A 14,806-nucleotide genomic window follows, 5' to 3' on the forward strand; every position below is an offset into this window, starting at 1 on the left:
AGTCAGAATTACGAGTTCTGATTATCAGCGCTATAATTTTGTACTTATATTCCTAGTATTATAGGATCCTAGCATTACATGTGTCAAGCAGGAGGAGTAGGAAATTTTTTTAAATTTTCTTTTAATGTTTTTTCTATTCCTTTTCTGCATATTTCTGACATGCTAACTTTTGTGTTGAATGATAGCCATCTAAGTTGTTCCCACATTTCTTTTGGCATTTCAATTACTAGTGTTGCTTTTTCACTTTTTTTAACTAATTTAGGCACTAATTTAATCCCCTAGACTTATAGAACTCTAGTAGTATATAGTATGTATGTTATTAAATAAAAATAATACAGATTATAAGGAATTGGAATGTTATTAGAGAAAATAGAGAAATCTATTAATCTAAAAGCCCTAAAAGAAGATTTTAGAAAAATCGGGGTTAATTTTATCACGGCAGGCGTTGTTGGAGTATTTATAAACCATTATGTGGGCATAGATTTTTGGACTATGTCTTTAACCTCTGCGTCATTAACAACAATAGGTGCAATATCTTTATATTTAGGACTGAGGAAAAATAAACAATGAAAATATTTTTATCATTCTTACCAATTATTATAGCTGCTTGTGTAATAGGATTTGGCGCTATATTAATTATTGACGATGAAATTAGACATTCAAAATCTGCAAAAAAGAAAAATATATAATTGGCCGGTAAGTTTTTTTGAAAAGACTTATTTATCTAACGGACTAATACAGAGATAATCTCTTATTCAGAATATAGATTTATTATTACCGTTTTAGACATGTTGCGATAAACTTCTTTCTACTAAATCACAATAAGGATAACAAGAAGTGAAAACTACTATTCATCAGCCGCATGATAAATTTTTTAAACGGAATCTTAAGGATAAAAGAGTAGCTATTGATTTTTTAAAATCATATTTAGCACCGCAGCTTTACAATAAGATTGATATTAATTCTCTCCAATTAACAGAAAAAAGTTTTATTGTCCCACAGCTTCGTGAAATTCATAGTGACGTTATTTATAAATGTCTTATTAATAAAGTACCAGGATATTTATTCTTTTTGCTAGAACATCAATCTACTGATGATCCTTTAATGGCTTTTCGCTTTCTTCATGCCATTGTTTCTCTAAGCTATGAGCATCTCAAGCAAGGACATGCCAAATTACCCATTATTTTACCTTTTTGTATGTATCATGGAGACAAGTCTCCTTATCCTTATTCTACTTGTCTTTATGACTGTTTTGAACAGCCAGATTTTGCAAAAGAAATAGCTTTTAAACCGTTTAAATTGATTGATTTGACTATTCTATCGGATGAGGAAATTAAATCACATGGCTTAGTGGGCCTTATGGAGATGCTTTTTAAGCACCAAAGGGATAAAAATTTCTTGTCTATAATGAGGAGATTACTTGAAAGTCAATTTGTACAAAATATAATCAAACAGCTTAATATTTCCTATCTTACGGATATGTTAAACTATATAGTAAATACGAGTCAGGATGACAGTGAACCAAAGGCTGCTCAGCACTTAATTGAAGAGCTAATTAAAGCCTTTCCAGAAGAACCAGCGAGGAAAACAATTATGACTTTTGCCCAACAGTTAAAAGAAGAGTATAAACAAGAATTCATGGGCACTTTAGCCCAACAGCTAAAACAAGAAGGTCTTCAACAAGGCCTACAACAAGGCCGACAAGAGGTTTTAGCACTCGTAAGAAATTTATTAAAGCAGAATGTTCCCTTAGCTACTATTAAATCAGCAAGTGGCCTTTCTGAGCAAGAATTACTCGAGTTAGAAGACGTATAGATTTTTACAATTATGGCCCAAACAACAGAACAACAACAATTTGAAGAAAATTTTAAACGTGGCGTTGAAGAAGGTCGGCGTAGTTACGCTTTAAAAATTGCCAAAAGAATGCTTGCTATGAGAAATGATCCGGAGTTTATTACTGTTGTTTTACATAATTTTATTAAGGAAATGACTGGTCTTTCTAGACAAGACTTACTTGAGCTCGAAGAATCTTAAAGATCTATATCTGATTTGGTTTTAACTCAATAGGCCTTTCCAATCACCTGAGAAATGAAAAGTATTTACTACTCGCTTTAGCTTAACTACTGAAAAAAATTTTTAAAAATCTGACTCAGATAAAAAAAACAATGTAGGGAATTTGTAACGCAGTGACGTTAATTCTAACGTCACTACAGTCGTTCTAGATAAATTGTAGTGCAACCAAGATACCGCAAGTTGTTGATTATTAATTATTTATTAAACTAAATACCAAGTTCGTAGCCTGGTACTCTATCCAGCTGAGCTACGGGCGCAACTCCAAAAAGAGTCGGCATTCTAACAGTTTATAACTTACTCAGCTAGCGGTTAGCTACTATCTATCGTTATATTTAAGTTTATATACGGGAGAGTTATTGATACTAAGAGGTTGGCATTTTTTTATCCTTGATAGCGGGAGTGAATTTTTTTGTTGAATAATTAATTATTTCTTAACTAACAAGAAATTAATAAAGAAAATTTTATTGATTATCAATTTAAACCGACGATCAATACATGTCTTTTTTCATCAAGCCCCACAATTTGCAAAGCTTCGACTGCAATTACTTTGAAATTTGTATCTAATATATTGATTTCTTCTGCAGGATACTGACCTTTCATAGCTAAAAAAATTCCATTTTCGCAGCATAAATGTTTTGTTTTCTGTAAAAATTCATTGAGCTGGCTAAAGGCACGGCTCACCACAGAGTTAAAACAATTTTCAGGATGATATTTCTCGACGCGCAAAGGAATAATATCTACATTAGTCATCATTAAAGTCTGTATGACATGTGTTAAGAAACGGGTTTTTTTTCCATTACTATCTAATAATGCAAAACGATATTGAGGATGTGTAAGCGCTAAAGGAAGACCCGGTAAACCAGCGCCTGTGCCAACATCAAGAATGCGTGGACCTTTTAAATAAGGACTAATAACAAGACTATCGATAATATGTTTGATGAGCATCTGCAAAGGATCGCGAATACTAGTTAAATTATGTATCTGATTCCATTTATGCAATAGCAACACATATTCAATTAATTTTTTGCTGGTAATATTATCAATGTTAAAATGATTTTCGTTTAATTGTTTTAAAAGTTCAGCATATAATTGTTTAAAATCGGCCATGTAGATTTTTCCGCCTAAGTCATAGTGCATTGATTTTTTATAAAAAAGTTTCTAAGCCATAAACTAACTTTTTTAACGATATGACCTTTTTGCAAGCCAATAATACGCCGGGCATAAAGGCATTACGGTCTATTGTTTCATGGGCAATAACCAAATTTCCACCGAGATGACCAAATATTACATCTTGCTTGGCGAGAAATCCTGGTAGACGTAAGGCATGTATCGGGATTTGATCTTTAACGGCACCACGGGCGCCAACTAATGTTTCATGAATTTTTTTGGGGCTAGGTTGTTTTTTTCTGGCAAAACTAATTAATTCAGCTGTTTTTATAGCGGTTGCAGAAGGAGCATCCAATTTATTTTCATGATGTGTTTCTATAATTTCGCATTCGGAAAAATACTGCGCGGCTTTTTCGGCAAAGCGCATCATTAATAAAGCACCTATACAAAAATTCGGTGCAATAATTCCGCCTAAACTTTTCTCAGCGCAAAGATTTTGAAATTCTTGTATTTGTTCCGGAAGTAAACCACTGGTCCCGATAACAGGATGAGCACCGGCTAAGATAATATTTTTGGTGTTTTCGTATACGACGGCCGCATTGGTGAAATCAATGACAATATCGGCTTTTGCAGCGAGTATAGATTTTTTTAGATCGTCTTTACCGTATGTTTCTCCAACCAAGTCTAAAGTTTTATCCGCATGAATAAATTTAACAGTGGTTTGCCCCATGCGGCCCGCAGCGCCGTTAACAAGAACTCGAATAGACACGGTAAATTCTCCTGTTGTTGCTAGGAATGGGAGTGACTATACTCTATATTCTTCGCATGTGAATTTTTGGCTGGTTGCTGCTTAACTCGCAATCCTCATGTATCTTGAATACATTACCGTTGCTTCATTCTCACGGCGCCTTTCCAAAAATCCAATTCCTACGAGTATATATTTTATGAAATTATCTAGTAAAGCAAATCTTTATCTTCTTTTAGCAACCTTGATGTGGGGGATTACTTTTCCCCTGACACGAAATGCGTTGACTGAAGTCGATCCCTTTGTATTTGTAAGTTTACGTTTTGCTTTAGCTACGTTGGTTTTGTTGCCTAATGTCTGGATTTTGCTTCAAAATACGACCCGAACTATTTTGCGTGGCAGCTTAATCATTGGTATTCTGAATGCGGGAGCTTATCTTTGTCAAACCATCGGTTTGCAGACAGTGCATTCCTCGCGCGCGGCGTTTATAACGGGTGCAAGTGTTATTTTAGTGCCCTTTCTAGCGCCGTTGTTTAAATTAGAAAAACCGAGCAGCTTGGATTTATTGTGTGCGGGCATAGGATTTATAGGTCTGTATGTCTTAATGGATATCAAACATTTTTATATAGGACATGGTGAACTATGGGTTTTTTTGGGTGCTATCTTTTTTTCTTTACAAATTACTTACCTACAACGTATTAATCAATTAATAGGTGATTATCAATTATTAGCTTTTTATCAACTTTTGTTTACAGTACCGTTTGTCTTTTTATTTACTAAAGGCCATTCTTTTATTGCTGCTTTGCAACCGCAAGCTTTAGTGGGCATCTTATTTTGTGCTGTATTTGCTACCAGTTTGGCGTATTATTTGCAAAATAAATACCAAAAATTTACAAGTGCCCCCAAAGCGGCGTTGATATTTGCTTTAGAACCGGTATTTGCAAGCCTATTTGGCGTGCTTATTAATCATGAAATGCTGGCTAAAACCACAGTTGTTGGTGGCTCACTATTATTGTTAAGTTTAATTCTTCCGGCGATAGTGAATATGAAAAAAGAATCTGATCCTCTCATCAAATAATAGGTAATAAAATGACTGAAGTAAAAACTACCTTTCTTAAAGATTACACTCCACCTAACTTTTTAATTAATACGGTTGAATTAACCTTTAAGTTAGATGAAAATTCGACTCAAGTTAACTCACGTTTGACAATCATTCGTGACTCGGCACCAGAAAATAAAAATAAACCGCTGATTTTGCAGGGCGAGAATTGTGAATTGGTTTTTATTAAACTCGATGGTCGATCTTTATCTACTAAAGAATATCAACTTAAGGATCAGGAATTAGTCATTCTTCAAGTGCCTGATCAATTTAGTCTTGAGATTGAAAATAGAATTAAGCCAAAGGAAAATACTGCGTTAAGTGGATTGTATGTTTCTCGAGGAATTTTTTGTACTCAATGTGAGGCAGAAGGTTTTCGTCGTATCACTTATTTTTTAGATAGACCGGATGTATTAGCGCGCTATACGACTACTATTATCGCTGACAAAACGAAATATCCCATTTTGTTATCTAACGGAAATAATATCGCAGTGCAGGATTTAGGACATAATCAACATTCCATTACTTGGGAAGACCCTTTCAAAAAACCTAGTTATTTATTTGCATTAGTTGCAGGTGATTTAGAACATATACAAGATGAATTCGTAACTCAATCGCAACGAAAAATAAAATTACAAATTTTTTCAGAAAAAGGTGAGAAAAATAAATGTCATCATGCGATGGAATCGTTAAAAAAAGCCATGTTTTGGGATGAACAAGCTTATGGTCGTGAATATGATTTAGACATATTTATGATTGCTGTCATCGATGATTTCAATATGGGTGCAATGGAAAATAAAGGACTTAATATTTTTAATGCACAGACTATTTTGGCGGATCCGAATTCAGCGACCGATGCAGATTATAGTTATATTACTAAAGTGGTGGGCCATGAATATTTTCATAATTGGACGGGTGATCGGATTACTTGTCGCGATTGGTTTCAATTAAGTCTTAAAGAAGGATTGACCGTTTTTCGTGAACAGGAATTTAGTGAATCGATTGGTAACCCGGCGACTGAGCGAATCAATACTGTAAGACAATTAAGAGCTATGCAATTTGCAGAAGATGCAGGTCCTTTAGCACATCCCGTGCAGCCTGATTCTTATATGGAAATCAATAATTTTTATACCATGACCGTATATGAAAAAGGTGCTGAAATCATTCGTATGATGAAGGTCTTAGTGGGTCCAAAATTATTTCGTAAAGGTATGGATGATTATTTTACTTCTCATGATGGACAGGCAGTCACTATAGAAGATTTTGTTAAATCAATCGAAAAAGGAAGTGGTTATGATCTGCAACAATTTCGTCGTTGGTATAAGCAATCCGGAACACCTGAATTACAGATTGATTATCATTATTCATTCGAAGACAAAACGTTTGATTTGATTCTTAAACAACATTGTCCTCCTACGCCGAACCAAGCAACTAAGAAACCTTTTTATATTCCTTTAGTCATGGCTTTATTGAATCCAGAGGGTCATCCAATTGATTTACAATTAGTCGGTGATGCAACATCAATGGGAACACAATGTACATTAAAGCTTAAAGAATTTGAGCATGTTTTTCAATTTGTTAATGTCGATGCTAAACCTATACCGTCTTTATTAAGAAATTTTTCTGCACCAGTAAAATTGAAGGTTAAATATTCTGATGAAGATCTTGCATTTTTAATGCAATCTGATACCGATGGCTTTAATCGCTGGGATGCTACACAGGAATTGGCCAATAGAATTGTATTAAGCCGTATTCAATCCTCAGCTGCTGCGGAAGATTCAGCAGTCAATCAACTGATTAAGGGATATAAAATTCTATTTGCAGATGACAGTCAGGACAGTAAGGATTTATTAGCGGAACTATTGAGTTTACCGAGCGAAGCTTCTTTGGCAGAACAAATGCCTATGATTGATATCGATGGTATTCACGAAGAAAGAGAATGGTTACGTTTTGAGTTAGTTAAAAAACTAGAAAATAATTTTTTACATTGCTATCAAAGTTGTCATGATTTAAAGCCTTACGTTTTTGATAAACAATCGGTAGCCAATCGACGTCTAGCGAACATAAGTTTAACTTATCTCATGTTATTGCAAGATCCTAGTGTGCATCATCTTTGTGTCGAACATTATAGGAAAGCTGATAATTTAACCGATCGGATTGTGGCATTAAGTGAAATTGTTAATCATAATTTATCGCAAAGAGATCGTTTTTTAAAAGAGTTTTATGAAAACAATTCGACTAATTCTTTAGTGGTTTGCAAATGGTTGGCCATACAAGCACGAGCTCCTCTACCAGATACCTTACATCAGGTTAAAAAATTACTAAAGCATCCTGCTTTTGATTATAAGAATCCAAATAAAATTCGATCGCTGATTGGTGTTTTTTCTTCAGAAAACCGTAGTCAATTTCACGATCGTTCCGGTGTGGGTTATTTGTTTTTAAGTGAACAAATACAACATCTTGATCCTATAAATCCTCAAATAGCCGCACGCTTGGTAAAACCTTTTACACAGTGGAAGCGTTTTGATGCTGGTCGTCAGACTTTGATGCGCGAGCAGCTAGAGAAACTTATCAAAATACCGGGACTTTCTTCAGATGTGTTTGAGATGGTGAGTAAGAGCTTGCTATAAATTATTTTATATTCGCGTATTTAAATTTTTAGAAGATTAAGGATGAGCGAAGAAGGGTTATTTTTTAAGTATCGTAACGGAGCATACACGGAGTATGTGAGCGAAACGCAGAAAAACGATTCTTTTTGGCCATCATTGAGTGTAATTGTAAATGTATTCTAAATGGTTTGTTTGGCTAAAAAGATACCGACTAAGGCGATTAACATGCCGATCATTTGACTAAAACCTAGATACTCTGCAAAAAAGTACCAACCTGCCATGGCCGCGACCATCGGTTGGATAAGCAAAGCGGTTGATGAAAAGGTAACGGGTAAATAGGGCAAGGCATAAGCAATTAATCCTTGCCCTAAAATATGCGCAAACAATGCTAAAGCAAATAAAATGATCCAAGCGGTTTCTGTTTGCGGCATAGCAAGCTCGCCAGAGAGGCATGTGATGATAAGCAAGGTAAGCATGCTGGCAAAAGTTGATATCGCCATACTTGAAAAGGCAGTAAATTTTTTACGTGCACGATTCAGTACTAATAAATATCCGGCATAGAAAAAAGCAGTAATAAAGGCTAACCCATCACCAATGCGGATATTTTTGTCCATATGTAAGCTAGGATGGATTAAAACAGCTATACCTAAAATGGCTAATAATAAACCAATTACTAATTTTTTTTGTGGTTGTCTGCGTAAAACAATCCATCCCCATAAAGCGATAAGGATAGGCGAAAAGTTAGCAATTAAAGTCGAGTTGGCGATGGTGGTATATTGAATAGAAAGATGCCATGTGGCTAGGTCGCCGCCAAATAAAACACCAGAAAATAATAACCAAAGATAATCTTTTAAAAGGGGGACATGCCTATCATCCGGACGTGTATAACCTTGTCCTATGGAAAGTAAGGTTAAAATCGGAAAAGCAATAGCCACTCGCCAAAATCCTGTCGCAATGGGACCCACTTCGCTTAATCGGACAAAAATAGGAGCAAAACCTATCGCTACAGCCCCGATTACTAAATACAATAGAGCAAGTTGACGTTTTTTTTCTGAACCAATTCTTTTTAGATATTTGACCATAAATTAAGCTCCAATAAGAGAAGCAAGCTGCTTGTTCTTTATTACCAAAGGGTGAAGTTAGGCTTCTGATTATTTAATTAAAGCATAGTTTGTTGTGAGTGTACTGATAAGTTTTATATCAGCTTGATTAGGCGTGAATGAGACAGAATTCATTTCGATTTTCAACTAAGTTCTAAAAATATCGTCTATGATATGAAAGTACACATTAAGAAAAATGTGTATACAAAACAGAGTAAAAATGGACAGATATTAAATGTGGGTTTTCTACAGGAGCTGTTATCAATTTTCCATGATTGCCGTGATGTTGGGTAGTCTCAGTGCTTGCCTGGTGGGGCCTGATTTTGCATCACCTGAGCCTCCAAAAGTAAATCATTATACAAAACCTCCTTGGCCTTGTAGAACTGCCAACGCGCCAGGTCATGGAGGGGCGTCACAGCAGTTTATTCTGGCTAAATACATTTCCGCAGAATGGTGGCGTTTATTCCATTCGTCTAAAATAAATAAACTCATTTGCCAAGGTATAACCAACAGCCCCAATTTGCGAGCGGCTAAAGCGACTTTACTTGAAGCACAGGAGAATCTAAGTGCGGGTATAGGAAATAATTTGTTTCCAAATATCGCAGCCCAAGTGACAGCACAACGTGGTTCCAATACAGGTTTTTTTAATTCCTCCAACGCTACGAATAACTCAGTAACTACCAGTGGGATTCCTTCATCAGTATTTAATCTGTTCAATGCTTCAGTCAATGCTTCTTATCTGCTTGATTTTTTTGGAGGAATGCGCCGGCAAATACAAGGTTTGCAATCCCAAGTAGAATATCAATATTTTGAACTTCGCGCGGCATATCTGAGTTTAACGTCGAATATTGTGACCACCGCAATTACCGTAGCCTCGTTGCATAGACAAATTTGTGTTACTAAGCAATTGATACGAGAACAGGCTCAACAATTGGCGATTATAAAAAAACAATTTGATCTCGGCGGTGTTTCACAAATTGAAGTTGTCGCGCAACAAACACAATTGGCGCAAACTCAAGCAACTTTGCCCCCTTTAGAAAAAAGTTGGGCACAAACACGCCATTTACTTGCTATTTTGGTCGGTGCTTTCCCTAGTGAAAGACATATCATTCCTTCTTTGGATTTAAATGAATTGCACTTACCGACTAAACTGCCCTTGAGTGTACCTTCTGCTTTAGTTCGACAGAGACCTGATGTGCGTGCGGCTGAAGCATTGTGGGAAGCGGCTAATGCTCAAATAGGCGTTGCTACGGCTAATCTATATCCACAATTTACGCTCAGTGGTTCTTGGGGTAAATCTAATTCTGTAGGTAGTCAAGTGTTTGGTTCGCAAAGCAACTTGTGGAATATTGGTGGGGCATTATTTCAACCGTTATTTCGTGGTGGGGCTTTACTTGCTGAACGTCGTGCGGCCATTGCTGCTTATGATGCCGCTGCTGCCCAGTATCAAGAAGTTGTGCTACAGGCTTTTAAAAATGTAGCGGATACGTTACGGGCAATTGAAGCGGATGCTCGAGAAATGCGCGCACAAAAACAGGCTGAAACAGCGGCTTATGCTAATTTGTATTTGGTTAAACAACAATTTTATTTAGGCAGTGTAAGTTACCTTTCACTATTAGATGCACAACGACAATATCAGCAAACGCGCATTAGTTTGGTACAAGCAGAAGCCAGTCGATATGCAGATACAGCTGCTTTATTTCAAGCTTTAGGGGGTGGATGGTGGAACTCGAATTGCCAGTAGAGGATCACAATCATGCATAGATTAAAAAAGCATTTTAATAGACCCATGATCATCATGTTGATCAGTGTTGGGGTGCTTTTTATTCTGGTTTTCGGTTATCAAGCTATTAAGCATCTCTTTATTCGACATGCGATGCAAAAGAATGCTGCACCGGTCGTCACGGTTTCCGCCATGCGCGTTCAATATTCATGGTGGCAACCAAAGATTTTGACCTATGGCAGTATGCGATCTGTGAATGGTGTGTATGTCACCACAGAATTAGCCGGATTGGTGCGCACAGTTTATTTGAAACCAGGCACGGAGGTTAAAGAGGGAGATGTTTTAGTCCAACTCAATGCGGACTCAGACATAGCCTTATTACACTCATTAGAAGCACAAGAGAAATTAGCTGAAATTATATATCATCGGGATAGTGCACAATTTGCTGTCAAAGCAATCAGTAAAGCCGTGCTGGATACGGATGAACAAAATCTAAAAAATTTACAAGCACAAGTCGCGCAACAAGAAGCCATTGTTGCTAAAAAAACCTTAAAAGCACCGTTTACTGGTCGTTTAGGTGTTTCGACTGTGAACGTAGGTCAATATCTCAATCCGGGTGATCAAGTCGTTACTTTGCAAGCTTTAGATCCACTTTATGCTGATTTTTTTATTCCACAGCAAAAGTTAGCGCAATTACATATAGGATCTATAGTTAACATTAAAACTGACACCTACCCAGATAAAATTTTTACTGGAAAAGTGACTACCATCAATCCTATTGTGGATGTTAATACACGGAATGTGCAGATTGAAGCCACCATCGCAAATCCGCAGTCTGAAATATATCCTGGTATGTTTGTTTCAGCCGAAGTGCAAACCAGCCCAATGAAACAATATTTAACGCTGCCACAGACAGCGATCAGTTTTAATCCTTATGGAGAGATAGCCTATATCGTGCAACAAAAAGGAAAAGATAAAAATGGAAAACCACAACTTACCGTACTACAAACTTTTGTGACAACGGGTGAAAAACGCGGCGATCAAATTGCTATCTTGGGTGGTTTAAAAGAAGGTGAAATGATTGTTACCAGCGGGCAACTCAAACTTAAAAATGGCAGTAGTGTGGTGATTAATAATTCTGTGATACCAAATAATAATCCTGCACCGATAGCTATTGATGAATAATGAAACAAAAAGGGAGTTATATAAGTCATTTTTTTAATAAAATGAGCTTGTTTTAGTTTAAGGATAGCTGTTTTTATGCGCTTTACGGATATTTTTATTCAGCGACCTGTGTTAGCAACAGTGATTAGTTTATTAATCTTGGTGCTAGGAATACGTTCGTTAACTTTACTGCAGGTTCGACAATATCCTTATACAGAGAATGCAGTGATAACCGTTTCTACGGTATATACCGGTGCTGATCCCGCTTTAATTGCTGGATTTATCACTACCCCTTTAGAAAATTCTATTGCACAGGCGCAAGGAATTGATTATTTAACTTCAAGTAGTACACAAGGTAGTAGTTCCATACAAGCTAATTTGTTACTGAATTACGATCCGAATAAAGCATTAACTGAAATTAATACCAAAGTTAATGCTGTTATCAATCAATTGCCTAAGCAATCTCAACAACCGACATTAAATATAGCAATTGGTGAAACGATCGACTCCATGTATATCGGATTTTATAGCCCTAAGTTAGCCAGCAATCAAATTACTGATTATTTGATTCGAGTGGTACAACCAAAATTTCAAGCGGTAAAAGGTGTTCAGCAAGCCGAAATCGTTGGACAGCATTTATTTTCACTTCGTGCCTGGTTAGACCCAGCCAAATTAGCTTCCTATGGTTTAGGTGCTGATGATGTGGCTAACGCATTAGCTAACAATGATTTTATTGCTGCTGTTGGACGCACGAAAGGTGATATGGTTACAGTCGATTTAACCATAAATACAGGATTAAACAACGTAGAACAGTTTCAGAACTTAATTGTCAAAGCACAAAATGGCGCCATTATACGTTTAAGAGATGTGGCTAAAGTGACTTTAGGTTCACAAAGTTATGACACTACCGTAAAGTTTGATAATAAACCGGCCGTGTATATCGGCATTAAAGTGGCCCCCACTGCAAACGTACTTTCTGTTATCAAAAATATACGCAAAGCCATGCCGAACATAACTGCACAGTTGCCGCAGGGTTTAAATGGAAAGATTGTTTATGACGAAAGTCGTTATATCAATAGTTCTATCCATGAGGTGATGACCAGTTTGATAGAAGCCTTAGTGATTGTTACGTTAGTTATCTTTTTATTTTTGGGTTCTCTTCGTTCAGTAATAATTCCAGTGATTGCTATGCCCTTATCCTTAATAGGGGCATTTTTTATTATGTTGTTATTGGGATATACAATCAATTTACTCACTTTGTTAGCCTTGGTATTAGCCATAGGTTTGGTTGTCGATGATGCAATTATTATTGTAGAAAATATTTATCGGCATATCGAATCGGGTCAATCACCTCTCAAAGCGGCTATTAAAGGTGCACGCGAGTTAGCTATTCCTATTATTTCAATTTCTGTGGTTTTAATTGCAGTTTATGTACCAATAGGTTTTATGGGGGGATTAACCGGCGCATTATTTACTGAATTTGCTTTCACATTAGCCGGAGCGGTTGGAATTTCTGCGATTATTGCCTTAACACTTTCTCCCATGATGTGCTCTCTCTCCTTAAAACCGAGTGTTAAGGATCAACACAGAGGTTTTGTTGGTTTTATCGATGAAAAATTCGATAAATTACGTGATTATTATGAACATCTTTTGCAAGGTTCATTAAAGAATGTTCAAGTGACGATAGTATTTGCATTAATTATTTTAAGTAGTATTTATTTTTTGTATGCAACTTCTAAAAATGAGCTAGCCCCTCAAGAAGATCAAGGGCTTATTATTAGCTTATTAACTGCAGCACCTAATGCGGCTTTGCAGCAAACACAATTATATTCCAATCAAGTATTCAAAATTTTTCAATCTTATCCTGAAACTGATCATGTCTTTCAATTAGATGGAGTTAATGGGCTTAATACCAGTATTGGTGGAATGGTCTTTAAACCATGGAATGAACGCAAACGCACAACTAATCAACTCCAACCACAGATACAACATTTATTTGATGGCATAGCAGGAGCAAGAGTAGCTGCCTTTCAAAAACCTTCTTTGCCTGGGGGAGGTAGTGGATTACCTGTGCAATTTGTTATTACTACTACGGATGATTATGTAAAATTGAATGACATTTCCCAAGTATTATTAGACGAAGCGCGTAAGAGTGGACTCTTTGTTTATTTAGATAGTGATCTTAAATTAGATAAACCTCAATCAGCAATACAACTCGATCGTGATAAAGCAGCGCAATTGGGTTTAACGATGGCAGATGTGGGAGATTTATTAGCCTCTGCGATGAGTGAGAACTATATTAATTATTTTAATTTTGATGGTCGATCTTACCAGGTTATTCCTCAAGTGATGCGAGGTTCGCGTTTGAATGCCGAACAATTACTGAATTATTATTTAAAGATTCCAAATGGTGCAGTGATTCCTTTATCGACGATTGCGCGATTAAAAACTATTGTGGTGCCAGAATCGATTAATCATTTTCAGCAACTTAATTCGGCCACTATTTCAGCGGTTCCTTTTCCGGGTGTCACTATGGGCGATGCATTACAAGGATTGCAGAAAATAGCTAAAAAAATATTTCCAGAAAACTACAATATGGATTACGCAGCTCAATCACGTCAATATCAGCAAGAAAGTAGCGCTTTGATTTTAACCTTTTTCTTAGCCCTAATTATTATCTTTCTTTGTTTAGCAGCTCAATTTGAAAGTTTTCGCGATCCATTAATTATTTTAATCAGTGTGCCAATGTCAATTTGTGGTGCACTTATCTTTATAAGTTTAGGAGTAGGGGGAGCGAGTTTAAATATTTATACTGAAGTGGGTTTAGTGACATTAATAGGTTTAATTAGTAAGCACGGAATTTTGATTGTGCAATTTGCAAATGATTTGCAACAAGAAGGCCATAATAAACAGGAAGCAATTCAAATGGCTGCTGGCATTCGGCTCCGTCCTATTTTAATGACTACAGCTTCAATGGTTTTAGGAGTTATTCCCTTAATTTTAGCGTCTGGCGCAGGCGCAATTAGTCGCTTTAATATCGGCTTAGTCATTGCTTCTGGTATTTCTATTGGTACTTTATTTACTTTGTTTGTTGTGCCTGCTATGTACTTATTATTAGCTCAGGATCATCAAGTGCATACTGCAAGTGATCTGCCAAGTGATCCGGTATTAAATGGATAAGTCTAT

At 36.4% G+C, this 14,806-nt stretch carries 13 protein-coding genes; 9 read left to right on the forward strand and 4 right to left on the reverse strand.

Translation table 11 applies throughout. From position 1 onward, the window contains the following. Window positions 1–83: 83 nt before the first annotated feature. On the reverse strand, window positions 84–266 hold the full coding sequence (locus AACL18_RS01155) for a hypothetical protein (RefSeq protein WP_071661854.1): 183 nt from the start codon (window positions 264–266) through the stop codon (window positions 84–86). Window positions 267–354: 88 nt separating this feature from the next. On the opposite strand from AACL18_RS01155, the gene AACL18_RS01160 reads away from it, so the two are divergent. The 4 genes from AACL18_RS01160 to AACL18_RS01175 all read left to right on the forward strand — a co-directional run bounded on the left by AACL18_RS01160 (window position 355) and on the right by AACL18_RS01175 (window position 2,034). Beyond that, window positions 355–570 carry a hypothetical protein gene (locus AACL18_RS01160; RefSeq protein ID WP_071661855.1) on the forward strand — a complete coding sequence of 72 codons (216 nt, stop codon included), beginning with the start codon at window positions 355–357 and terminating at the stop codon, window positions 568–570. After that, entirely contained in the window at window positions 567–689 is a 123-nt protein-coding gene (locus AACL18_RS01165; RefSeq protein ID WP_339050827.1) for a hypothetical protein, read from the forward strand. The genes AACL18_RS01160 and AACL18_RS01165 overlap by 4 nt, the downstream gene beginning before the upstream one ends. A 148-nt stretch (window positions 690–837) precedes the next feature. Further along, on the forward strand, window positions 838–1,815 hold the full coding sequence (locus tag AACL18_RS01170) for an Rpn family recombination-promoting nuclease/putative transposase (RefSeq protein WP_339050828.1): 978 nt from the start codon (window positions 838–840) through the stop codon (window positions 1,813–1,815). 12 nt (window positions 1,816–1,827) lie between these two features. Continuing rightward, complete coding sequence (locus AACL18_RS01175) at window positions 1,828–2,034, forward strand: transposase (protein ID WP_339050829.1); 207 nt, start codon at window positions 1,828–1,830, stop codon at window positions 2,032–2,034. A gap of 510 nt (window positions 2,035–2,544) precedes the next feature. On the opposite strand, the gene rsmG is transcribed toward AACL18_RS01175, so the two are convergent. Beyond that, a complete protein-coding gene (gene rsmG / locus AACL18_RS01180) occupies window positions 2,545–3,180 on the reverse strand; it encodes a 16S rRNA (guanine(527)-N(7))-methyltransferase RsmG (protein WP_339050830.1) in 636 nt (211 codons plus the stop codon). Window positions 3,181–3,217: 37 nt separating this feature from the next. Next, window positions 3,218–3,949 carry a 4-hydroxy-tetrahydrodipicolinate reductase gene (dapB, locus tag AACL18_RS01185; protein ID WP_339050831.1) on the reverse strand — a complete coding sequence of 244 codons (732 nt, stop codon included), beginning with the start codon at window positions 3,947–3,949 and terminating at the stop codon, window positions 3,218–3,220. A 175-nt stretch (window positions 3,950–4,124) separates the two neighbouring features. On the opposite strand from dapB, the gene AACL18_RS01190 reads away from it, so the two are divergent. Both AACL18_RS01190 and pepN read left to right on the forward strand, forming a co-directional pair. Continuing rightward, window positions 4,125–5,003, forward strand: coding sequence for a DMT family transporter (locus AACL18_RS01190; RefSeq protein ID WP_339050832.1), 879 nt, complete (start codon window positions 4,125–4,127; stop codon window positions 5,001–5,003). An 11-nt stretch (window positions 5,004–5,014) separates the two neighbouring features. Further along, window positions 5,015–7,654, forward strand: coding sequence for an aminopeptidase N (pepN, locus tag AACL18_RS01195; protein WP_339050833.1), 2,640 nt, complete (start codon window positions 5,015–5,017; stop codon window positions 7,652–7,654). Between the two features lie 158 nt (window positions 7,655–7,812). On the opposite strand, the gene AACL18_RS01200 is transcribed toward pepN, so the two are convergent. After that, entirely contained in the window at window positions 7,813–8,715 is a 903-nt protein-coding gene (locus tag AACL18_RS01200; RefSeq protein ID WP_339050835.1) for a DMT family transporter, read from the reverse strand. Between the two features lie 253 nt (window positions 8,716–8,968). Here AACL18_RS01200 and AACL18_RS01205 point away from each other — a divergent pair, with 253 nt between their 5' ends. From AACL18_RS01205 to AACL18_RS01215, 3 genes are all read left to right on the forward strand, one after another. Then, entirely contained in the window at window positions 8,969–10,477 is a 1,509-nt protein-coding gene (locus AACL18_RS01205; RefSeq protein ID WP_339050836.1) for an efflux transporter outer membrane subunit, read from the forward strand. A gap of 12 nt (window positions 10,478–10,489) precedes the next feature. Next, on the forward strand, window positions 10,490–11,641 hold the full coding sequence (locus AACL18_RS01210) for an efflux RND transporter periplasmic adaptor subunit (RefSeq protein ID WP_339050837.1): 1,152 nt from the start codon (window positions 10,490–10,492) through the stop codon (window positions 11,639–11,641). Window positions 11,642–11,716: 75 nt separating this feature from the next. After that, a complete protein-coding gene (locus AACL18_RS01215; RefSeq protein WP_339050839.1) occupies window positions 11,717–14,800 on the forward strand; it encodes an efflux RND transporter permease subunit in 3,084 nt (1,027 codons plus the stop codon). The last annotated feature ends 6 nt before the right edge of the window (window positions 14,801–14,806 follow it).

The sequence above is a fragment of the Rickettsiella endosymbiont of Xylota segnis genome, from assembly GCF_964019545.1.
In the GTDB taxonomy this organism is placed as follows: domain Bacteria; phylum Pseudomonadota; class Gammaproteobacteria; order Diplorickettsiales; family Diplorickettsiaceae; genus Aquirickettsiella.

What these genes read in the sequence shown, in the direction of transcription:
- AACL18_RS01205 (WP_339050836.1), top strand. Translation starts at nt 8,969, where the DNA reads ATGTGGGTTTTCTACAGGAGCTGTTATCAATTTTCCATGATTGCCGTG.
- AACL18_RS01215 (WP_339050839.1), top strand. Translation starts at nt 11,717, where the DNA reads ATGCGCTTTACGGATATTTTTATTCAGCGACCTGTGTTAGCAACAGTG.
- AACL18_RS01190 (WP_339050832.1), top strand. Translation starts at nt 4,125, where the DNA reads ATGAAATTATCTAGTAAAGCAAATCTTTATCTTCTTTTAGCAACCTTG.
- AACL18_RS01160 (WP_071661855.1), top strand. Translation starts at nt 355, where the DNA reads ATGTTATTAGAGAAAATAGAGAAATCTATTAATCTAAAAGCCCTAAAA.
- AACL18_RS01175 (WP_339050829.1), top strand. Translation starts at nt 1,828, where the DNA reads ATGGCCCAAACAACAGAACAACAACAATTTGAAGAAAATTTTAAACGT.
- rsmG (WP_339050830.1), bottom strand. Translation starts at nt 3,180, where the DNA reads ATGGCCGATTTTAAACAATTATATGCTGAACTTTTAAAACAATTAAAC.
- AACL18_RS01200 (WP_339050835.1), bottom strand. Translation starts at nt 8,715, where the DNA reads ATGGTCAAATATCTAAAAAGAATTGGTTCAGAAAAAAAACGTCAACTT.
- AACL18_RS01210 (WP_339050837.1), top strand. Translation starts at nt 10,490, where the DNA reads ATGCATAGATTAAAAAAGCATTTTAATAGACCCATGATCATCATGTTG.
- AACL18_RS01165 (WP_339050827.1), top strand. Translation starts at nt 567, where the DNA reads ATGAAAATATTTTTATCATTCTTACCAATTATTATAGCTGCTTGTGTA.
- pepN (WP_339050833.1), top strand. Translation starts at nt 5,015, where the DNA reads ATGACTGAAGTAAAAACTACCTTTCTTAAAGATTACACTCCACCTAAC.